A 13,337-nucleotide genomic window follows, 5' to 3' on the forward strand; every position below is an offset into this window, starting at 1 on the left:
CGCTGGTACCGTCCCACGGGGATCACGATGGACGAGTACCCGGACCGCGCCACACTGTTCGAGACGTTCGCCGCGCACGTCAACGCCGGCAAGGCCGCGTTCTTCGAGAGCACGGGCTTCGACGCCGTCATCGGCGAACGGGGAGGCGCCGTGTTCCACGACGCCTATGACGACCGGCAGTGGATCAACTGCCACAGCAACGGCGGTGTGTTCAATCTCGGCCACCGCAACCCCGACGTGCTGCACGCTGTACGCGAGGCTCTCGACCACGTCGACATCGGGAACCACCACCTCGTCAGTGGCTACCGCACGGCGCTCGCCGAACGGCTGTCGGCGACGACCGAGGACCTCCTGAGCGGTGTGGTCTTCGGTGTCAGCGGCGGTGAGGCGGTCGACCTCGCGATCAAGGTCGCTCGGGCGTCGACCGGACGCTCGGGTGTCGTTTCGGCCGTCGGCGGGTACCACGGCCACACGGGCCTCGCTCTCGCCACAGGTGACCCCGAGTACCGTGCCCCGTTCGGCCCGAACCCCCCGGAGTTCACGCAGGTCTCTTTCGACGACCTCGACGCGCTCGCCGTGGCGGTCGATGACACGACGGCCGCCGTACTCCTCGAGCCGATCCCCGCCACGCTCGGCATGCCGATCCCGTCGCCCGACTACCTGGCCGGTGTTCGGGAGATCTGCGACCGCCACGGCGCGCGCCTCATCCTCGACGAGGTGCAGACCGGCCTCGGTCGTACCGGGCGGATGTGGTCGTGGCAACACGAAGGCGTCGTGCCCGACGTCCTCGTGACGGGAAAGGGCCTGAGCGGTGGCATCTACCCCATCACGGCCACGCTGATGACCCGGGAGGTCCACTCGCTGTTCGACACCCACCCGTTCGTCCACGTCTCCACCTACGGAGGTGCCGAACCGGGCTGCGCGGCCGCTCTCGCCGTCCTCGACATCGTGGAGTCTCCGGGGTTCCTGGAGCGCGTCGAGGAGTTGGGTCGCCGCTTCGCGGCCGGCTTCGAAGGTGCCCCGTTCACCCTCCGGCGCCGGGGCCTCTTCATGGGACTGGCATTCGACGAACCGGACGGAGGCATGCTGGCGACGAAGGCGCTCTTCGACCAGGGCGTCTTTGCCCTCTATGCCAACAACGACACCCGCGTCCTCCAGTTCCTCCCCACGATGACGCTCTCCGACAGTGAGGCCGACGAGATCATCGCCACCGTCCGGGGTGCTCTCGGATGAACGTGTCGACCGAACTCACCGCGGCCGTGGCGTCGCTGGAAAAGGACGTCGTCCACGCTCTCGAGACGGGTGACGAGTCCGGCGTGGAAATCCTGGGCTACGGCGAGATCTCGGTGGTCGTCGAACTCGAGACCGGTGAGGGCCGCTTCGCGTGCAAGCGCCTTCCGCGCTTTTCGGACAGGGTGGCGTTCGACCGCTACGCCGAGCTCCTCGACGCCTACCTGGAGGCACTGGGCACGGTGGGCGTCGAGCCCGTGTCGAGCACACTCGTCCCGGTCGAGTCGGGCGTCGGCACGTACCACGGGATCGACGTCGACACCGGTCTGGTCGCCTACTGCGTGCAACCGGCGTTCGACCCCTCCCGTCTCGCCCCGAACCTGCTGACGAGTCGCGGTTCTGAGCCGCTCCTCGCCGACATCGTGCAGACCACCGTCCGCGCCATCGGCCCCGACCTGGGGCTGGATGCGCAGGTCTCCAACTGGGCACAGGTCGGCGGACGGCTCGTGTACCTCGATGTCACGACACCGCTCATGCGCACCGACGACGGTTCGGAACGGCTCGACACCGGGATCTTCCTGGCGTCGCTCCCCTGGGCGATGCGCGGCATCGTGCGTCGGTTCATGCTCACCGAGATCCTGAGTCACTACTACAACCCACGCGCCGCACTCCTGGATCTCGCCGGCAATCTCGTGAAGGAACGCCTCGATGCGCACATCCAGACAGCGGTGACCCTGGCGAACGCCTACGTCACGCCCCACATCACCGAGCACGAGGCACGTGAATACTACCGGTCGGACTCGCGAACCTGGGCACTGCTCCAGCGGATCCGTCGCGCCGACCGTTACTGGCAGGAACGTGTCCGGCAGCGAACGTACCCGTTCCTCCTTCCCGGCCGCATCGAACGCTAGGACGACCGATGTGTGACGTTGTGGCGATCGTCTCCGACGACGAGATCCTCTTCGCCAAGAACTCCGACCGCGACGCCAACGAGTCGCAGTTCCTGGAATGGCAGCAGCGAGCCGACCATCCCGCGGGATCGACGCTGCGGTGCACCCACGTCGAGATTCCCCAGGCCGAGCAGACCTGGGCGGTACTGCTGAGCCGACCGTTCTGGATGTGGGGCGCCGAGATGGGCGCCAACGAGCACGGAGTGGTGATCGGAAACGAGGCAGTGTTCACCCGTCACTCGGTCCCGAAGACCGGGCTCACGGGCATGGATCTCGTGCGACTTGCGCTCGAGCGGGCCCGCAACGCCGACGAGGCCGTCGAAACGATCACTTCCCTCGCCGCCACACACGGCCAGGGTGGCCGCTGCGGGTACGAGCGGACGTCGTTCCGCTACCACAGCAGCTTCATCATCGCGGACCGCGCCGGTGCACGTCTGTTGGAGACAGCAGGCAACCACTGGGCCGTCGAGGACATCCGCGGGACCCGCACGATCTCCAACGGGCTCACGATTCCCGACTTTGCCGCGGAGAACTCCGACCGGCTGAAGACGGCCCTGTCGGGATGCAAGGTCCGTCGCGCGCTCACGGAGCAACGTGCCTCGGGAGGAACCGACGTTTCGACCCTCATGTCCGTGCTGCGCGACCACGGTGGCACGGAATGGCCCACCTACCGCCGGCTCAACGGGACGCAGCACATGCCCTGTCAGCACGGTGGGAGCGGGATCATCTCCTCGCTCTCCACGGCCAGCTGGGTCAGCCGACTGAGCGAGGATGGCGTGCAGCACTGGGTGACCGCCACGTCGTCGCCGTGCCTGAGTCTCTTCAAGCCGGTGTCGGTGGACGACCCCCTCGCCCTGGGGCCCACACCGGAGGGCATTGCCGGCAACTCCCTGTGGTGGACACACGAGCGCCTTCACCGGCGCGTCATGAAGGATCCCGAGACGTTGGCGAGCATCTTCGCCGACGAGCGCGAAGCACTCGAGTCCCAGTGGCTGCACGACATCCCGTACAGCGCCGAGGCCTTCGCGGAGCACCGTCGCCGCCTCGATGACTGGCTGGAACGGGTCGGTGAGCCGACCACCGACACCCGGCCGGGTTTCGCCCGGCGCTACTGGGCAAAGCGCAACCGCCTCGCCCGAATCAGCCTGGCGTCGTAGTGCGTCGCACTGGGGACCTCAGGCGAGGACCTCCTTGGCGATGATCGTCTTCATGATCTCCGACGTACCGCCGTAGATCGTCGTGACCCGCGCGTCGGCGTAGGCCCGGGCGATCGGGTACTCCGTCATGTAGCCGTAGCCGCCGAACAACTGGAGGCACCGGTCGATGACTCTGCGCTGGACCTCGGTGGCCCACAGTTTCACCTTGGCGGCTCCGACCGGTGACAGGGCTCCACCGTTGTGGCGCATCACGGCGTCGGCCACGTATGTCTCGGTGACGTCGATCTCGGTCTCCACCTCGGCGAGCACGAACTTCGTGTTCTGAAAGCCCGAGATGGGTTGGCCGAATGCGGTCCGCTCCTTGACGTAGTCGACCGTCCATCCCAGCGCGGCGCGAGCAGTTGCCGCGCCGTAGAGGGCGATGGACAGACGCTCCTGCGCCAGGTTGAAGCCGAGGTACTCGAAGCCGCGTCCTTCCTCGCCCAGGAGGTTGGACACCGGGACCCGCGCGTCGGTGAAGAAGAGCTCGGCGGTGTCGTTGGAGTGCAAACCGATCTTGTCGAGGTTCCGGCCGCGCTCGAAGCCCTCGGTGTCCCGCTCGACGACGATGAGCGACAGGCCACCACGGCCGGCCTCGGAGTCGGTCGTGGCGGCGACGATCACGAGGTCTGAGTTGATGCCGTTGGTGATGAAGGTCTTGGCCCCGTTGAGGATGTACTCGTCGCCGTCGCGCACGGCGGTCGTGGCGATCCCCGCCAGGTCGGAACCGGTACCCGGCTCGGTCATGGCGACCGCGGTGATGAGCTCACCGGAGGCGATTCCGGGCATCCACCGCGTCGACTGCTCGGGGGTGCAGTACTCGATGAAGTAGGGGGTGCAGACGTCGTTGTGCAGGGTGATGCCGATTCCGGCACCGCCCGATCCGACACGTGCGAGCTCCTCGCCGATCAGGGCGTTGAACCGGAAGTCGCAGTTTCCACCGCCGCCGTACTCCTCGGGGACCGCCATCGCCAGAAACCCGTGGGTGCCCGCCTTGGCGTACACCTCCCGGTCCATGATGCCCGCCTCCTCCCACTCCGTGATGTGGGGAGCGACCTCGTTCTCGGCGAAGGAGCGGAAGCTCTCGCGGAACAGCTCGTGGGTGTCGTCGTACATCGTCATCATCTCTGTGTCTCCGTGTCGTTCCCGTGATACTCCGTACGCGAAGGTCTCGCTCGCCGCAGGTCAGGTCGTGTTCCGTCGCGGGTTGAGGAACCCGCGGTCGTCGAGGAGAGCGACGACCCGGTCGACGCAGGCGCCGACGTCCTCTCCCACGGTGTCCAGAACGAGGTCGGCGTCGATCGGGACCTCATACGGTGCCGAAACACCGGGGAGGAAGGCGATCTCACCTCGATCTGCAGCCTCGTACACACCGGAATCGTCGCGATCGCGGCACACGTCGACCGGAGCGTCGAGGTACACCGCGATGAAGCGGTCGCCTCCGATGAGCTCCCGGGCCTTCTCACGCACCGACGCCCTGGGCGCCACGAGTGCTGCGATGCAGATGAGACCCTGATCGTTCACAAGGCGGGCCATCTCAGCGGCCCGTCGGACGTTCTCCGAGCGCTCGGCCGAGGTGAATCCCAGGTCGCGCGACACGCCGAGGCGCATGTTCTCGCCGTCGAGCCTGATGGTCCCGCGCCCGGCCGCGAAGAGCTTTCGCTCGAGTGCCGTGGCGATGGCGGACTTGCCCGAGCCCGTGAGCCCGGTCAGGAACACCGTGACCGCACGCTGGCCGTAACGCGCCTCGCGTTCCTCCGGAGTGATCGCCGAGGTGTGACGCGTGAGGTGCTCGTCGGGGACGGCCGACCAACCTGCTTCGTCGTCCACGATCATCCCCGCCCCGACGGTGGCGTTCGACAGGCGGTCGACCAGGATGAACGAGCCGGTGTGCCGGTGGTGCGCGTACGGGTCGAAGAGGATCTCCCGGTCGAGCGACACCGTGCACCGCCCGATCTCGTTCAGCTCGAGACCGGGTGCCGGTTCGGTCTCGAGTGTGTTGATGTCGACACGGTGCTGGAGCGAGGAGATCCGGCCGGTGGTCGTGGACGTCGTCTGGCGGACCAGATACTCGCGCCCCTGCACCATCGGTTCCTCCGCCATCCACACGACCATGGCGTCGACATCGTGGGCGCGGCGGGGAGGGTTCTCGGGGTGCACGAGCATGTCCCCGCGCGACAGATCGATCTCGTCGGTGAGCGTGATCGTGACAGCCGTCTCGGGCCCGGCAGCATCGAGGTCGCCGTCGAAGGTGACGATTCTCTCGACAGTCGACACCTTCCCCGACGGGAGGGCCACGACCTCGTCGCCGGGACGCACGACCCCCGACGACACAGTTCCGGCGAATCCCCGAAAGGCCAGGTCCGGGCGCAGAACCATCTGCACGGGAAAGCGGAAGTCGGCGACTTCGCGGTCGTCACCCACCGGGACCGTCTCGAGGTACTCCATGAGTGGAGGGCCCTCGAACCAGCCCATGTTGTCGCCGGGCTCGACCACGCCGTCGCCCTTCAGGGCGGACATCGGGATGACGTACGGCTCGGTGATGTCGAGTCGGTCCATGAATTCGGTGTAGTGATCGGCGATCTCGCGGAATCGCTCCTCCGACCAGTCGACGAGGTCCATCTTGTTGACCGCGACCACGATCTTGTCGATACCGAGCAGCGAGGCGATGAAAGAGTGGCGCTTCGTCTGGGCCTGAACGCCGTGGCGGGCGTCGATGAGAATGATCGCCAGCTGGCAGGTGGAGGCGCCCGTGACCATGTTGCGCGTGTACTGCTCATGGCCGGGCGTGTCGGCAATGATGAACTTCCGGCGGGCCGTCGAGAAGTAGCGGTAAGCGACGTCGATGGTGATGCCCTGCTCACGTTCGGCCTTGAGGCCGTCCATGAGCAGTGCCAGGTCGAGATCGCCGGCCACCGAGCCCGACGTCGTGGAGTCGGCCTCCACCGCGGCGAGCTGGTCCTCGTAGATGAGCTTGGAGTCGTGGAGCAGCCGACCGATGAGGGTCGACTTGCCGTCGTCGACGGATCCGCACGTGAGGAAACGCAGGAGGTCCTTGCGCTCGTGCTCCTCGAGGTAGGCGAGGATGTCGTCGGCAATGAGCTCGGAGCGGTGACTCATCGCTAGAAGTACCCCTCCTTCTTCTTCTCCTCCATGGAGCCCGACTGGTCGTAGTCGATGACCCGCCCCTCGCGTTCGGAACGCGTGGCGAGCAGCATCTCCTGGATGATCTCGGGGAGGGTCGTGGCGGTGGACTCGACGGCACCGGACAACGGGTAGCAGCCGAGGGTGCGGAAACGCACGGAGCGCATCTCGGGCTCTTCATCGGGCTCGAAGCGGAAGCGGTCGTCGTCGACCATGATCAGGGTTCCGTCGCGCTCCACCACCGGGCGCTCGGCGGAGTAGTAGAGCGGCACGATCGGGATGTCCTCGAGCCAGATGTACTGCCACACGTCGAGCTCGGTCCAGTTGCTCAGCGGGAAGACCCGGATCGACTCTCCGTCGTTGACACGTCCGTTGTAGAGGTTCCACAGCTCGGGTCGCTGGTTCTTGGGATCCCAGCGATGGTTCCGGTCACGAAACGAGAACACGCGCTCCTTGGCCCGTGACCGCTCCTCGTCTCGACGGGCGCCTCCGAAGGCCGCATCGAAGCCACCGACCTCGAGTGCCTGCTTCAGGGCCTGCGTCTTCATGATGTCGGTGTAGTTACGCGATCCGTGGTCGAAGGGGTTGATGCCCTGCGCCCGGCCCTCCTCGTTCGTGTGCACGATGAGATCGAGACCGAGCTCCTCCGCCGTGCGATCGCGGAAGGTGATCATGTCGCGGAACTTCCACGTGGTGTCGACGTGCAACAACGGGAACGGGATCGGCGCCGGGTGAAACGCCTTGCGCGCCAGGTGCAGCATGCACGAGGAGTCCTTGCCGATGGAGTACATCATCACCGGCTTCTCGAACTCGGCGGCGACCTCCCGGATGATGTGGATCGACTCCGCCTCCAGCTGCTGGAGATGCGTCATCGAGAGGTCGGGAAGCTCGGTTGTGGTCATCGGATGTCCTCGGCGCCCGTTGGAGGGACGTACGCGGATGAGTGAACTCTCTGCGTGGAACGTCGCAGCCATTGTCTCATTCCCGGCGGCTCGTGCTCACACGGGTGCCCCGGTCGGCCCGACAGGGGCGTACCAGCGGATCCTCCCGAGATCCGGGACGAGAGGCAGGCCGAGGGCGGTGACCCGGCCTAGGGTGCGGAGACGGCGCGCCCGAGAAGCGCTCCGTCGACGTCGAGATCGAGAAGCTCGGAGTCGGGTCGGACCCACATCGGGAGACGACCGAGCGGGACATCGACCGTGATCTCCGTCGGACCCTCGACCATTGCTTCGCGGTCCCAGAAGTCGATCCATTCCCCGGGTGGGATCCACACCGTGCGCTCCCGGGCGCCGCTCTCCCACACCGGCGCCACGAGAAGGTCGTCGCCGAGCATCCATTCGTCCCAGCGGTCAAGTGCACTCTCCTCGTCGGGCCACTCGAACACGAGTGGCCGAACCATCGGCGTTCCATCCTCGGCGGCAACCCGTGCGGTCCGGGCCAGGTAGTCGTTCATGTCGTGGCGGAGACGGATGTAGCCGCGGTAGATGTCCATCAGCTCCTCGTCGACGGCGCCGTCGGGTGGCGTGTTCCAGGGAGTGCCGTCGCGACCGTGGAACCGCATGATCGGGCTGGCGAAGCCCACCTCGATCCACCGGGCGTAGACCTCGCGGTCGAGCCAGCCGTTGTACCCCCCGATGTCACTGCCCCAGAACGGCGTACCCATGAAGGCGGCACGTTGCACGCTGATGAGCACGGACCGGAGACCCTTGTCGGTCGACGGCGACTGTTCGGCGGTGAGCTCCACCTCCGGGATGGCGAAGCCGTCGCGGCCATGGGTGTCGCCTCCCCAGCGCATGACGTACGCCTGGGAGCCCGTGTACCCCGCGCGGGCAAGCAGGTAGCCGTCGTCGGGGCGGGCCTCCTCGATGATCTCGCGGTAGATCCGGTCGTACGCGACCGGGTACCAGTTGTGGACCTGGCGCCCGTTCCGCCCGTCGAACCAGATGTCGTCGACGCCGCTGCTCACGTCAGACTCGTCGCCGCGGTCCATCACGAAACCGTCGATGTGCCGACCCTCGGGCCCGGCGAGGAACTCGAGAACGTTCGTCTTGTACCACTCCACCGCGTCGGGATTCGTGAAGTCCACCGAGACTCCCACGATCTCCGACGCCGCATCACGGTCACTGTTCGGCGCGAGGTAGCCGAGCCGCTCGGCCTCGTCACCCAGGCTGCCGAGGGCCCACGGAGCGGTGAACACGTGCATCTTCCAGCCGCGTCCCTCGAAGATCTCCAGCATCTCCTCCGCGTTGGGGAAACGCTCGGGGTCGAATTCCCACTCGGCGAACCCGGCCTCGCCGACCGTCCACGGCCGGTCGAAACGGTAGAGACCTGCGGGGATGTCGTACTCCTCGTAGACATCGAGGTCGCGGGCCGCCGCGGCGTTGATCTCGACACCGTCGACCGTCGTCGTTTCACCGATCGGGTGCACGTCGTAGCCACGCCAGTGACGGAACACGTGGTCCGGAGGCTGCGGAGGGTGCCCGGTGAGATCGTGGTAGGCGCTGACGATGGTGCTGTGGTCGGGTCCGGCAAAGAGGTGGTAGGTCGCCGCATCCGCATCGGGATCCCACTCGAACTCGAACGCGACGATCCCGGGATCAGTCGCCGCGATGTCGTAGCGGCCGGGCATGAAGCCGTCGACGAGGAGCCCGTAGCCCTTCGACGACTGGTGGAACGGCGCGTAGCCGGAGATCGTGGGGGTGATCCACATCTCGACGGTCTCGCCGCGACGGTTCAGGGAGCCGACCGCCGCGGGGTAGAGCTCGGAGTCCTCGTAGCTGTCCGTGATCCGTTCGGTGAGCCCGTAGATCAGCTCGTCGTCGGGTGAGGCGAGGCGCTCACCCCACGCGGTGAACCCGGCGTCGTCGTCGGGTCGCAGTGTCAGCCCGACCGAGTCGGCTCGGCCGTCGGCGGCGAGCCCGACCGTTCCCGTGGACCCGTCATCGAAGACGACATCGAAGTCCACGGACCGCTCACCCGCGGAGAAACCGGTCGCTCGCTCGATCCCGGTGCGGGTGTCGCCTCGAGCCAGGTAGAGACCGGCCTCCTCGACGAAAAAGGGCTCGTGCTCCTCTGCGAAGGTGGCGTCCACTGAGAACGGATCGAGCCCGACGCTGAGGACGGCGGCACCGGTGTCGGCCACGACGGTCCCGTCCTCCTCGACGACCTCCCATCCGGTGACCTCGACGTCGTCCGGGGGTTCGGATGATGAGTCGCCGGACGTACACGACACGACGAGGAGACCCGCGGCGGCGGCGACACCGACCGCGCCCGATCGCAGCGACCTCCGGTGCCTGGTCCGTATCACAGGACTCCCGAGCATTATCGGCACGTCGACATCGGTCAAGCCGCTCGGCGTCGGTCGTTCGTGCGACTCCCGTCGCATCTCGCGGGTAGCTTTGTCGAACCTGCGGCCCGCGAGCGTCGAGCGACGAGGAGTGGCGGACATGACCAGCACCCGCGAGCGCGAACACCGGCTCGACTCTTCGAAGTTCCGGGTTGTCCTTGCAGCAGTCCTGGCGGTCCTGCTCGCGGTTGTCACCGCGTGCTCGTCGTCGAGTGATTCCGACGAGACGTCGGACTCCACGACGACGACCGGGGCCGAAACGGCAGCCGATGACGGGTCCTTCTCCATCCCCGACGAGCTCCTGGAGCGTGTCGAGGACGCCGGCCTCACCTTCGAGGAGTTCGACTACGCCACGGCACCCGAGGGTGTTCCCTGGCCGACCGAGGAATGGCCGACGGGCGATCTACCCGACGACGTCGACACCGAGGAGATCGACGCCATCGTCGACAACGCGTTCGGTCCGCTGTCGAGCGACGGAGGGACCATCGACGCCATCCTCGTCGTCAAGGACGGTGAACTCGTCGTCGAGGAGTACAACAACTGGGATCCGAACGAGACGCATCCCTCGTGGTCGATGGCGAAGTCGATCAACAGCGCTCTGGTCGGGATCCTCGTGAAAGAGGGAAAGCTCGACATCTTCGAGCCGGTCGACGCTCCCGAGTGGTCGGAACCGGGCGACCCACGGTCCGAGATCACACTCGACGAGCTCTTGCGGATGAGCAGCGGTCTCGAGTGGGACGAGGACTACGAAGACCCCACGGGAGACGTCCTCACATCTCTCGGACCGGAGAACGACCGCGCCAACTACACAGCCTCCAAGCCGCTCGAGGACGAGCCCGACACGGTGTGGTACTACTCAACCGGCACGGCCAACCTGATCGGCCGAAGTGTCGCCGAACAGGTCGGCTACGGCGACGACCTCGTGGCCTGGATCCAGGAGTCGCTGTTCGACCCCCTCGGCATCGCCGGCGCCGAGCACCTGCTCGACGTGACGGGTCTGCACAGCGGGGGCTCCTACATCCACCTCACACCACAGGACTACGCACGATTCGGGCTTCTCTACGCCCGTGGCGGCGTGTGGGACGGCGAGCAGATCCTCCCCGAGGAATGGGTCGACTACAGCCGGATGCCCACCCCGACCACCGACACCGAGGAGTACGGCGCGCAGTGGTGGCTCGAGGAGGACCACCCCGGCGGCTTTCACGCCAGCGGCTTCAACGGCCAGAGCATCGACGTGTTCCCCGAGGAGGATCTCGTGATCGTCGTGCTGTCGGAGGGTGGCGACAACGAGGTGGTCCGCCAGGACCTCATGGACGCCTTCGGCGTCTAGGACGCCGGGCCGCTGCGCGACGCCCCTGCAGCGACATCTCCGACCGCAGTGGTCCGTCAGGATTCCAACGCTCCCGGGTCGCTCGGGACGTCGACGGCGTGCTCCCGGAGAGCGTCGAGCGGGACGATGTCGAGAGCGCGCTCATGCGTGGAGGCGAGGACGACAGGTGCCGCGACACCGTCGCCGTGAGCCCGCAGCCAGTTGGCGGCCGTCACACACCAGCGGTCTCCCGGTTGGAGGCCCGGGAAGTGGAACTGGGGCATCGGCGTGCTGAGGTCGTTGCCGATCCCCCGCTGGTGCTCGAGGAACTCCGCTGTGACGACAGCACAGATCGTGTGGCTGCCGAGGTCCTCGGAACCGGTGTTGCAGCACCCGTCACGGTAGAAGCCGGTGAGAGGGTCCGCTCCACAGGGCTCCAGGTCGCCGCCGAGCACGTTGCGTGCCGCACTGGGTTCCACGACCCGCCAGTATGGCCGAGGACTCCCGGGCGCGTCCGTCCCCCATCGGATACCGCATCGTCAACCCAGCGAGACACCGGGCGCTAACGTTCCGAAACCGTGGCTTCCACCGACGCTCCGAAACGGGCCGCACTCGTTCTCCTTGCGCTGATCCTCGTTGCCGCCGTTGCGAACCTCAACCTCGCCGTCGCCAACGTGGCCCTGCCCGACATCGGCAAGGCCTTCGACTCGACGCAGACCACTCTGAACCTGATCGCCGTCGGCTACTCCCTCGGGCTCGCCGCCTCGGTTCTCTACCTCGGAGCGCTCGGCGACCGGTACGGCCGCAAGCTGATGCTCGTCGCCGGAACCGTGCTGTCGATTCCCGCCGCGCTCCTGGCTGCGTTCGCCCCCTCCGACGACATCCTCTTCGTGGCACGTGTCCTCGGCGGCCTCTCGGCCGGAATGGCGTACCCCACAACGCTGGCCCTGATCACCGCGTTGTGGTCGGGACCCGGGCGCACACGCTCCATCGCACTGTGGTCCGGGATCGGCGGGGCGATCTCCGCACTCGGCCCCCTGACCGCCGGCTACCTGCTCGGCGAGTTCTGGTGGGGCTCGGTGTTCCTCATCACACTGCCCCTGGCCGTCGTGGCGCTCGTGCTCGCCGTCGTCCTCGTGCCGAACCACGTGAACGAGACGTCGGATCCCGTGGACAACTCCGGGGGTGTTCTCTCGATCGTCCTCGTCGCGGCGCTCGTCCTCGCCATCAACTTCGCGTCGGTACCCGACGAGGGGACGCTCGCCATCGGGCTCGGAGTCATCGCCCTGGCCGCGTGCGTGGCCTTCGTCATCCGGCAACGCATGGCCGCCAATCCGCTGTACGACCTCCACGTGGCGGCGCGACGTGTCTTCTGGGTGGCGGCGGTCGCCGGGGTTATCGTGTTCGGGGCGCTGATGGGCGCCATGTTCATCGGCCAGCAGTTCCTCCAGAACGTCCTGGGATACTCGGCGTTGGAATCTGGTGCGGCAATTCTGCCGGCCGTCTTCGCCATGGTCCTCGTTGCGCCGCGGTCGGCGAAGCTCGTCGGGTCCGTTGGCTCGCGCGCCACGCTACTGTTCGGCTACCTCTTCTGCCTGCTCGGGTTCGCCACGATGCTCCTGTTGTGGGACACGGGCTCCGGCTACTGGGAGGTCGGCCTCGCCTACCTGTTCGTCGGCATCGGTGTCGGCCTCGCCGGTACACCGGCCTCTCACTCACTCACGGGGTCGGTCCCCGTCACCCGCGCGGGGATGGCCTCCGGTACGGCCGACCTCCAGCGCGACCTGGGTGGGGCGATCATGCAGTCGATCCTGGGGTCGTTGCTCACCGCCGGCTACGCGGCAGCCATCGGAAACGCCATCGCCGATGCCCCCTCGTCGGTGCAGTCGAAGATCAGCAGCGGCGTCGAGTCGGAGCTCCAGAAGTCGTTCGCCGCGGCGGAGGCGACCGCGCAGGCCTACCCGCAGTACTCGAAGCAGATCACGGCTGCGGCGCGATCGTCGTTCGTGGACGGGTCCGACTGGGCATACGTGGCGGGGATCGCCGCGATCCTGCTCGGGGCCGTGATCGTCTTCCTCTTCTTTCCGAGGCACGGTCGGGAAGAAGAGCTCCTCGGGGAGTACGAGACCGAGGACTCGGCGGCCACGGCCGCGCACTGACGC

Annotated in this window: 10 protein-coding genes; 5 read left to right on the forward strand and 5 right to left on the reverse strand. The window is 67.1% G+C overall.

The annotated features are described in order from the left end of the window. Positions 1–27: 27 nt before the first annotated feature. From R3A49_07725 to R3A49_07735, 3 genes are read left to right on the forward strand one after another with little or no spacing between them, the layout of a single operon-like run. Positions 28–1,233 (forward strand): aminotransferase class III-fold pyridoxal phosphate-dependent enzyme, encoded by a 1,206-nt coding sequence (locus R3A49_07725; GenBank protein ID MEZ5170618.1) that lies wholly within the window; start codon positions 28–30, stop codon positions 1,231–1,233. Further along, positions 1,230–2,141, forward strand: coding sequence for a DUF6206 family protein (locus R3A49_07730; GenBank protein ID MEZ5170619.1), 912 nt, complete (start codon positions 1,230–1,232; stop codon positions 2,139–2,141). Before R3A49_07725 ends, R3A49_07730 begins: the two co-directional genes overlap by 4 nt. Before the next feature lie 8 nt (positions 2,142–2,149). Beyond that, positions 2,150–3,337 (forward strand): carcinine hydrolase/isopenicillin-N N-acyltransferase family protein, encoded by a 1,188-nt coding sequence (locus R3A49_07735; protein ID MEZ5170620.1) that lies wholly within the window; start codon positions 2,150–2,152, stop codon positions 3,335–3,337. 18 nt (positions 3,338–3,355) lie between these two features. Here R3A49_07735 and R3A49_07740 read toward each other — a convergent pair whose 3' ends face one another. The 4 genes from R3A49_07740 to R3A49_07755 form a co-directional block, all read right to left on the reverse strand. Continuing rightward, a complete protein-coding gene (locus R3A49_07740; GenBank protein MEZ5170621.1) occupies positions 3,356–4,501 on the reverse strand; it encodes an acyl-CoA dehydrogenase family protein in 1,146 nt (381 codons plus the stop codon). 60 nt (positions 4,502–4,561) lie between these two features. Next, positions 4,562–6,496 carry a sulfate adenylyltransferase subunit CysN gene (gene cysN / locus R3A49_07745; protein ID MEZ5170622.1) on the reverse strand — a complete coding sequence of 645 codons (1,935 nt, stop codon included), beginning with the start codon at positions 6,494–6,496 and terminating at the stop codon, positions 4,562–4,564. A gap of 2 nt (positions 6,497–6,498) precedes the next feature. After that, complete coding sequence (cysD, locus tag R3A49_07750) at positions 6,499–7,422, reverse strand: sulfate adenylyltransferase subunit CysD (GenBank protein MEZ5170623.1); 924 nt, start codon at positions 7,420–7,422, stop codon at positions 6,499–6,501. A 188-nt stretch (positions 7,423–7,610) separates the two neighbouring features. Next, positions 7,611–9,827, reverse strand: a complete 2,217-nt coding sequence (locus R3A49_07755) for a glycoside hydrolase family 31 protein (GenBank protein ID MEZ5170624.1) — start codon at positions 9,825–9,827, stop codon at positions 7,611–7,613. Positions 9,828–9,966: 139 nt separating this feature from the next. On the opposite strand from R3A49_07755, the gene R3A49_07760 reads away from it, so the two are divergent. Continuing rightward, complete coding sequence (locus R3A49_07760) at positions 9,967–11,196, forward strand: serine hydrolase (GenBank protein ID MEZ5170625.1); 1,230 nt, start codon at positions 9,967–9,969, stop codon at positions 11,194–11,196. Between the two features lie 56 nt (positions 11,197–11,252). Here R3A49_07760 and R3A49_07765 read toward each other — a convergent pair whose 3' ends face one another. Further along, positions 11,253–11,654, reverse strand: a complete 402-nt coding sequence (locus R3A49_07765) for a DUF2237 domain-containing protein (GenBank protein MEZ5170626.1) — start codon at positions 11,652–11,654, stop codon at positions 11,253–11,255. 99 nt (positions 11,655–11,753) lie between these two features. Between R3A49_07765 and R3A49_07770 the strand changes: the two genes are divergently transcribed. Then, the gene (locus R3A49_07770; GenBank protein ID MEZ5170627.1) at positions 11,754–13,334 is read left to right on the forward strand and encodes an MFS transporter; all 1,581 of its coding nucleotides are present in this window, start codon (positions 11,754–11,756) and stop codon (positions 13,332–13,334) included. Positions 13,335–13,337 lie beyond the last annotated feature (3 nt).

The organism is Acidimicrobiia bacterium, assembly GCA_041394025.1.
GTDB lineage: Bacteria > Actinomycetota > Acidimicrobiia > IMCC26256 > JAOSJL01 > JAOSJL01.

Excerpts from the sequence above, each read along its gene's own strand:
- R3A49_07740 (MEZ5170621.1), bottom strand. The coding sequence starts at position 4,501 with ATGATGACGATGTACGACGACACCCACGAGCTGTTCCGCGAGAGCTTC.
- R3A49_07725 (MEZ5170618.1), top strand. The coding sequence starts at position 28 with ATGGACGAGTACCCGGACCGCGCCACACTGTTCGAGACGTTCGCCGCG.
- R3A49_07730 (MEZ5170619.1), top strand. The coding sequence starts at position 1,230 with ATGAACGTGTCGACCGAACTCACCGCGGCCGTGGCGTCGCTGGAAAAG.
- R3A49_07760 (MEZ5170625.1), top strand. The coding sequence starts at position 9,967 with ATGACCAGCACCCGCGAGCGCGAACACCGGCTCGACTCTTCGAAGTTC.
- R3A49_07735 (MEZ5170620.1), top strand. The coding sequence starts at position 2,150 with ATGTGTGACGTTGTGGCGATCGTCTCCGACGACGAGATCCTCTTCGCC.
- cysD (MEZ5170623.1), bottom strand. The coding sequence starts at position 7,422 with ATGACCACAACCGAGCTTCCCGACCTCTCGATGACGCATCTCCAGCAG.
- cysN (MEZ5170622.1), bottom strand. The coding sequence starts at position 6,496 with ATGAGTCACCGCTCCGAGCTCATTGCCGACGACATCCTCGCCTACCTC.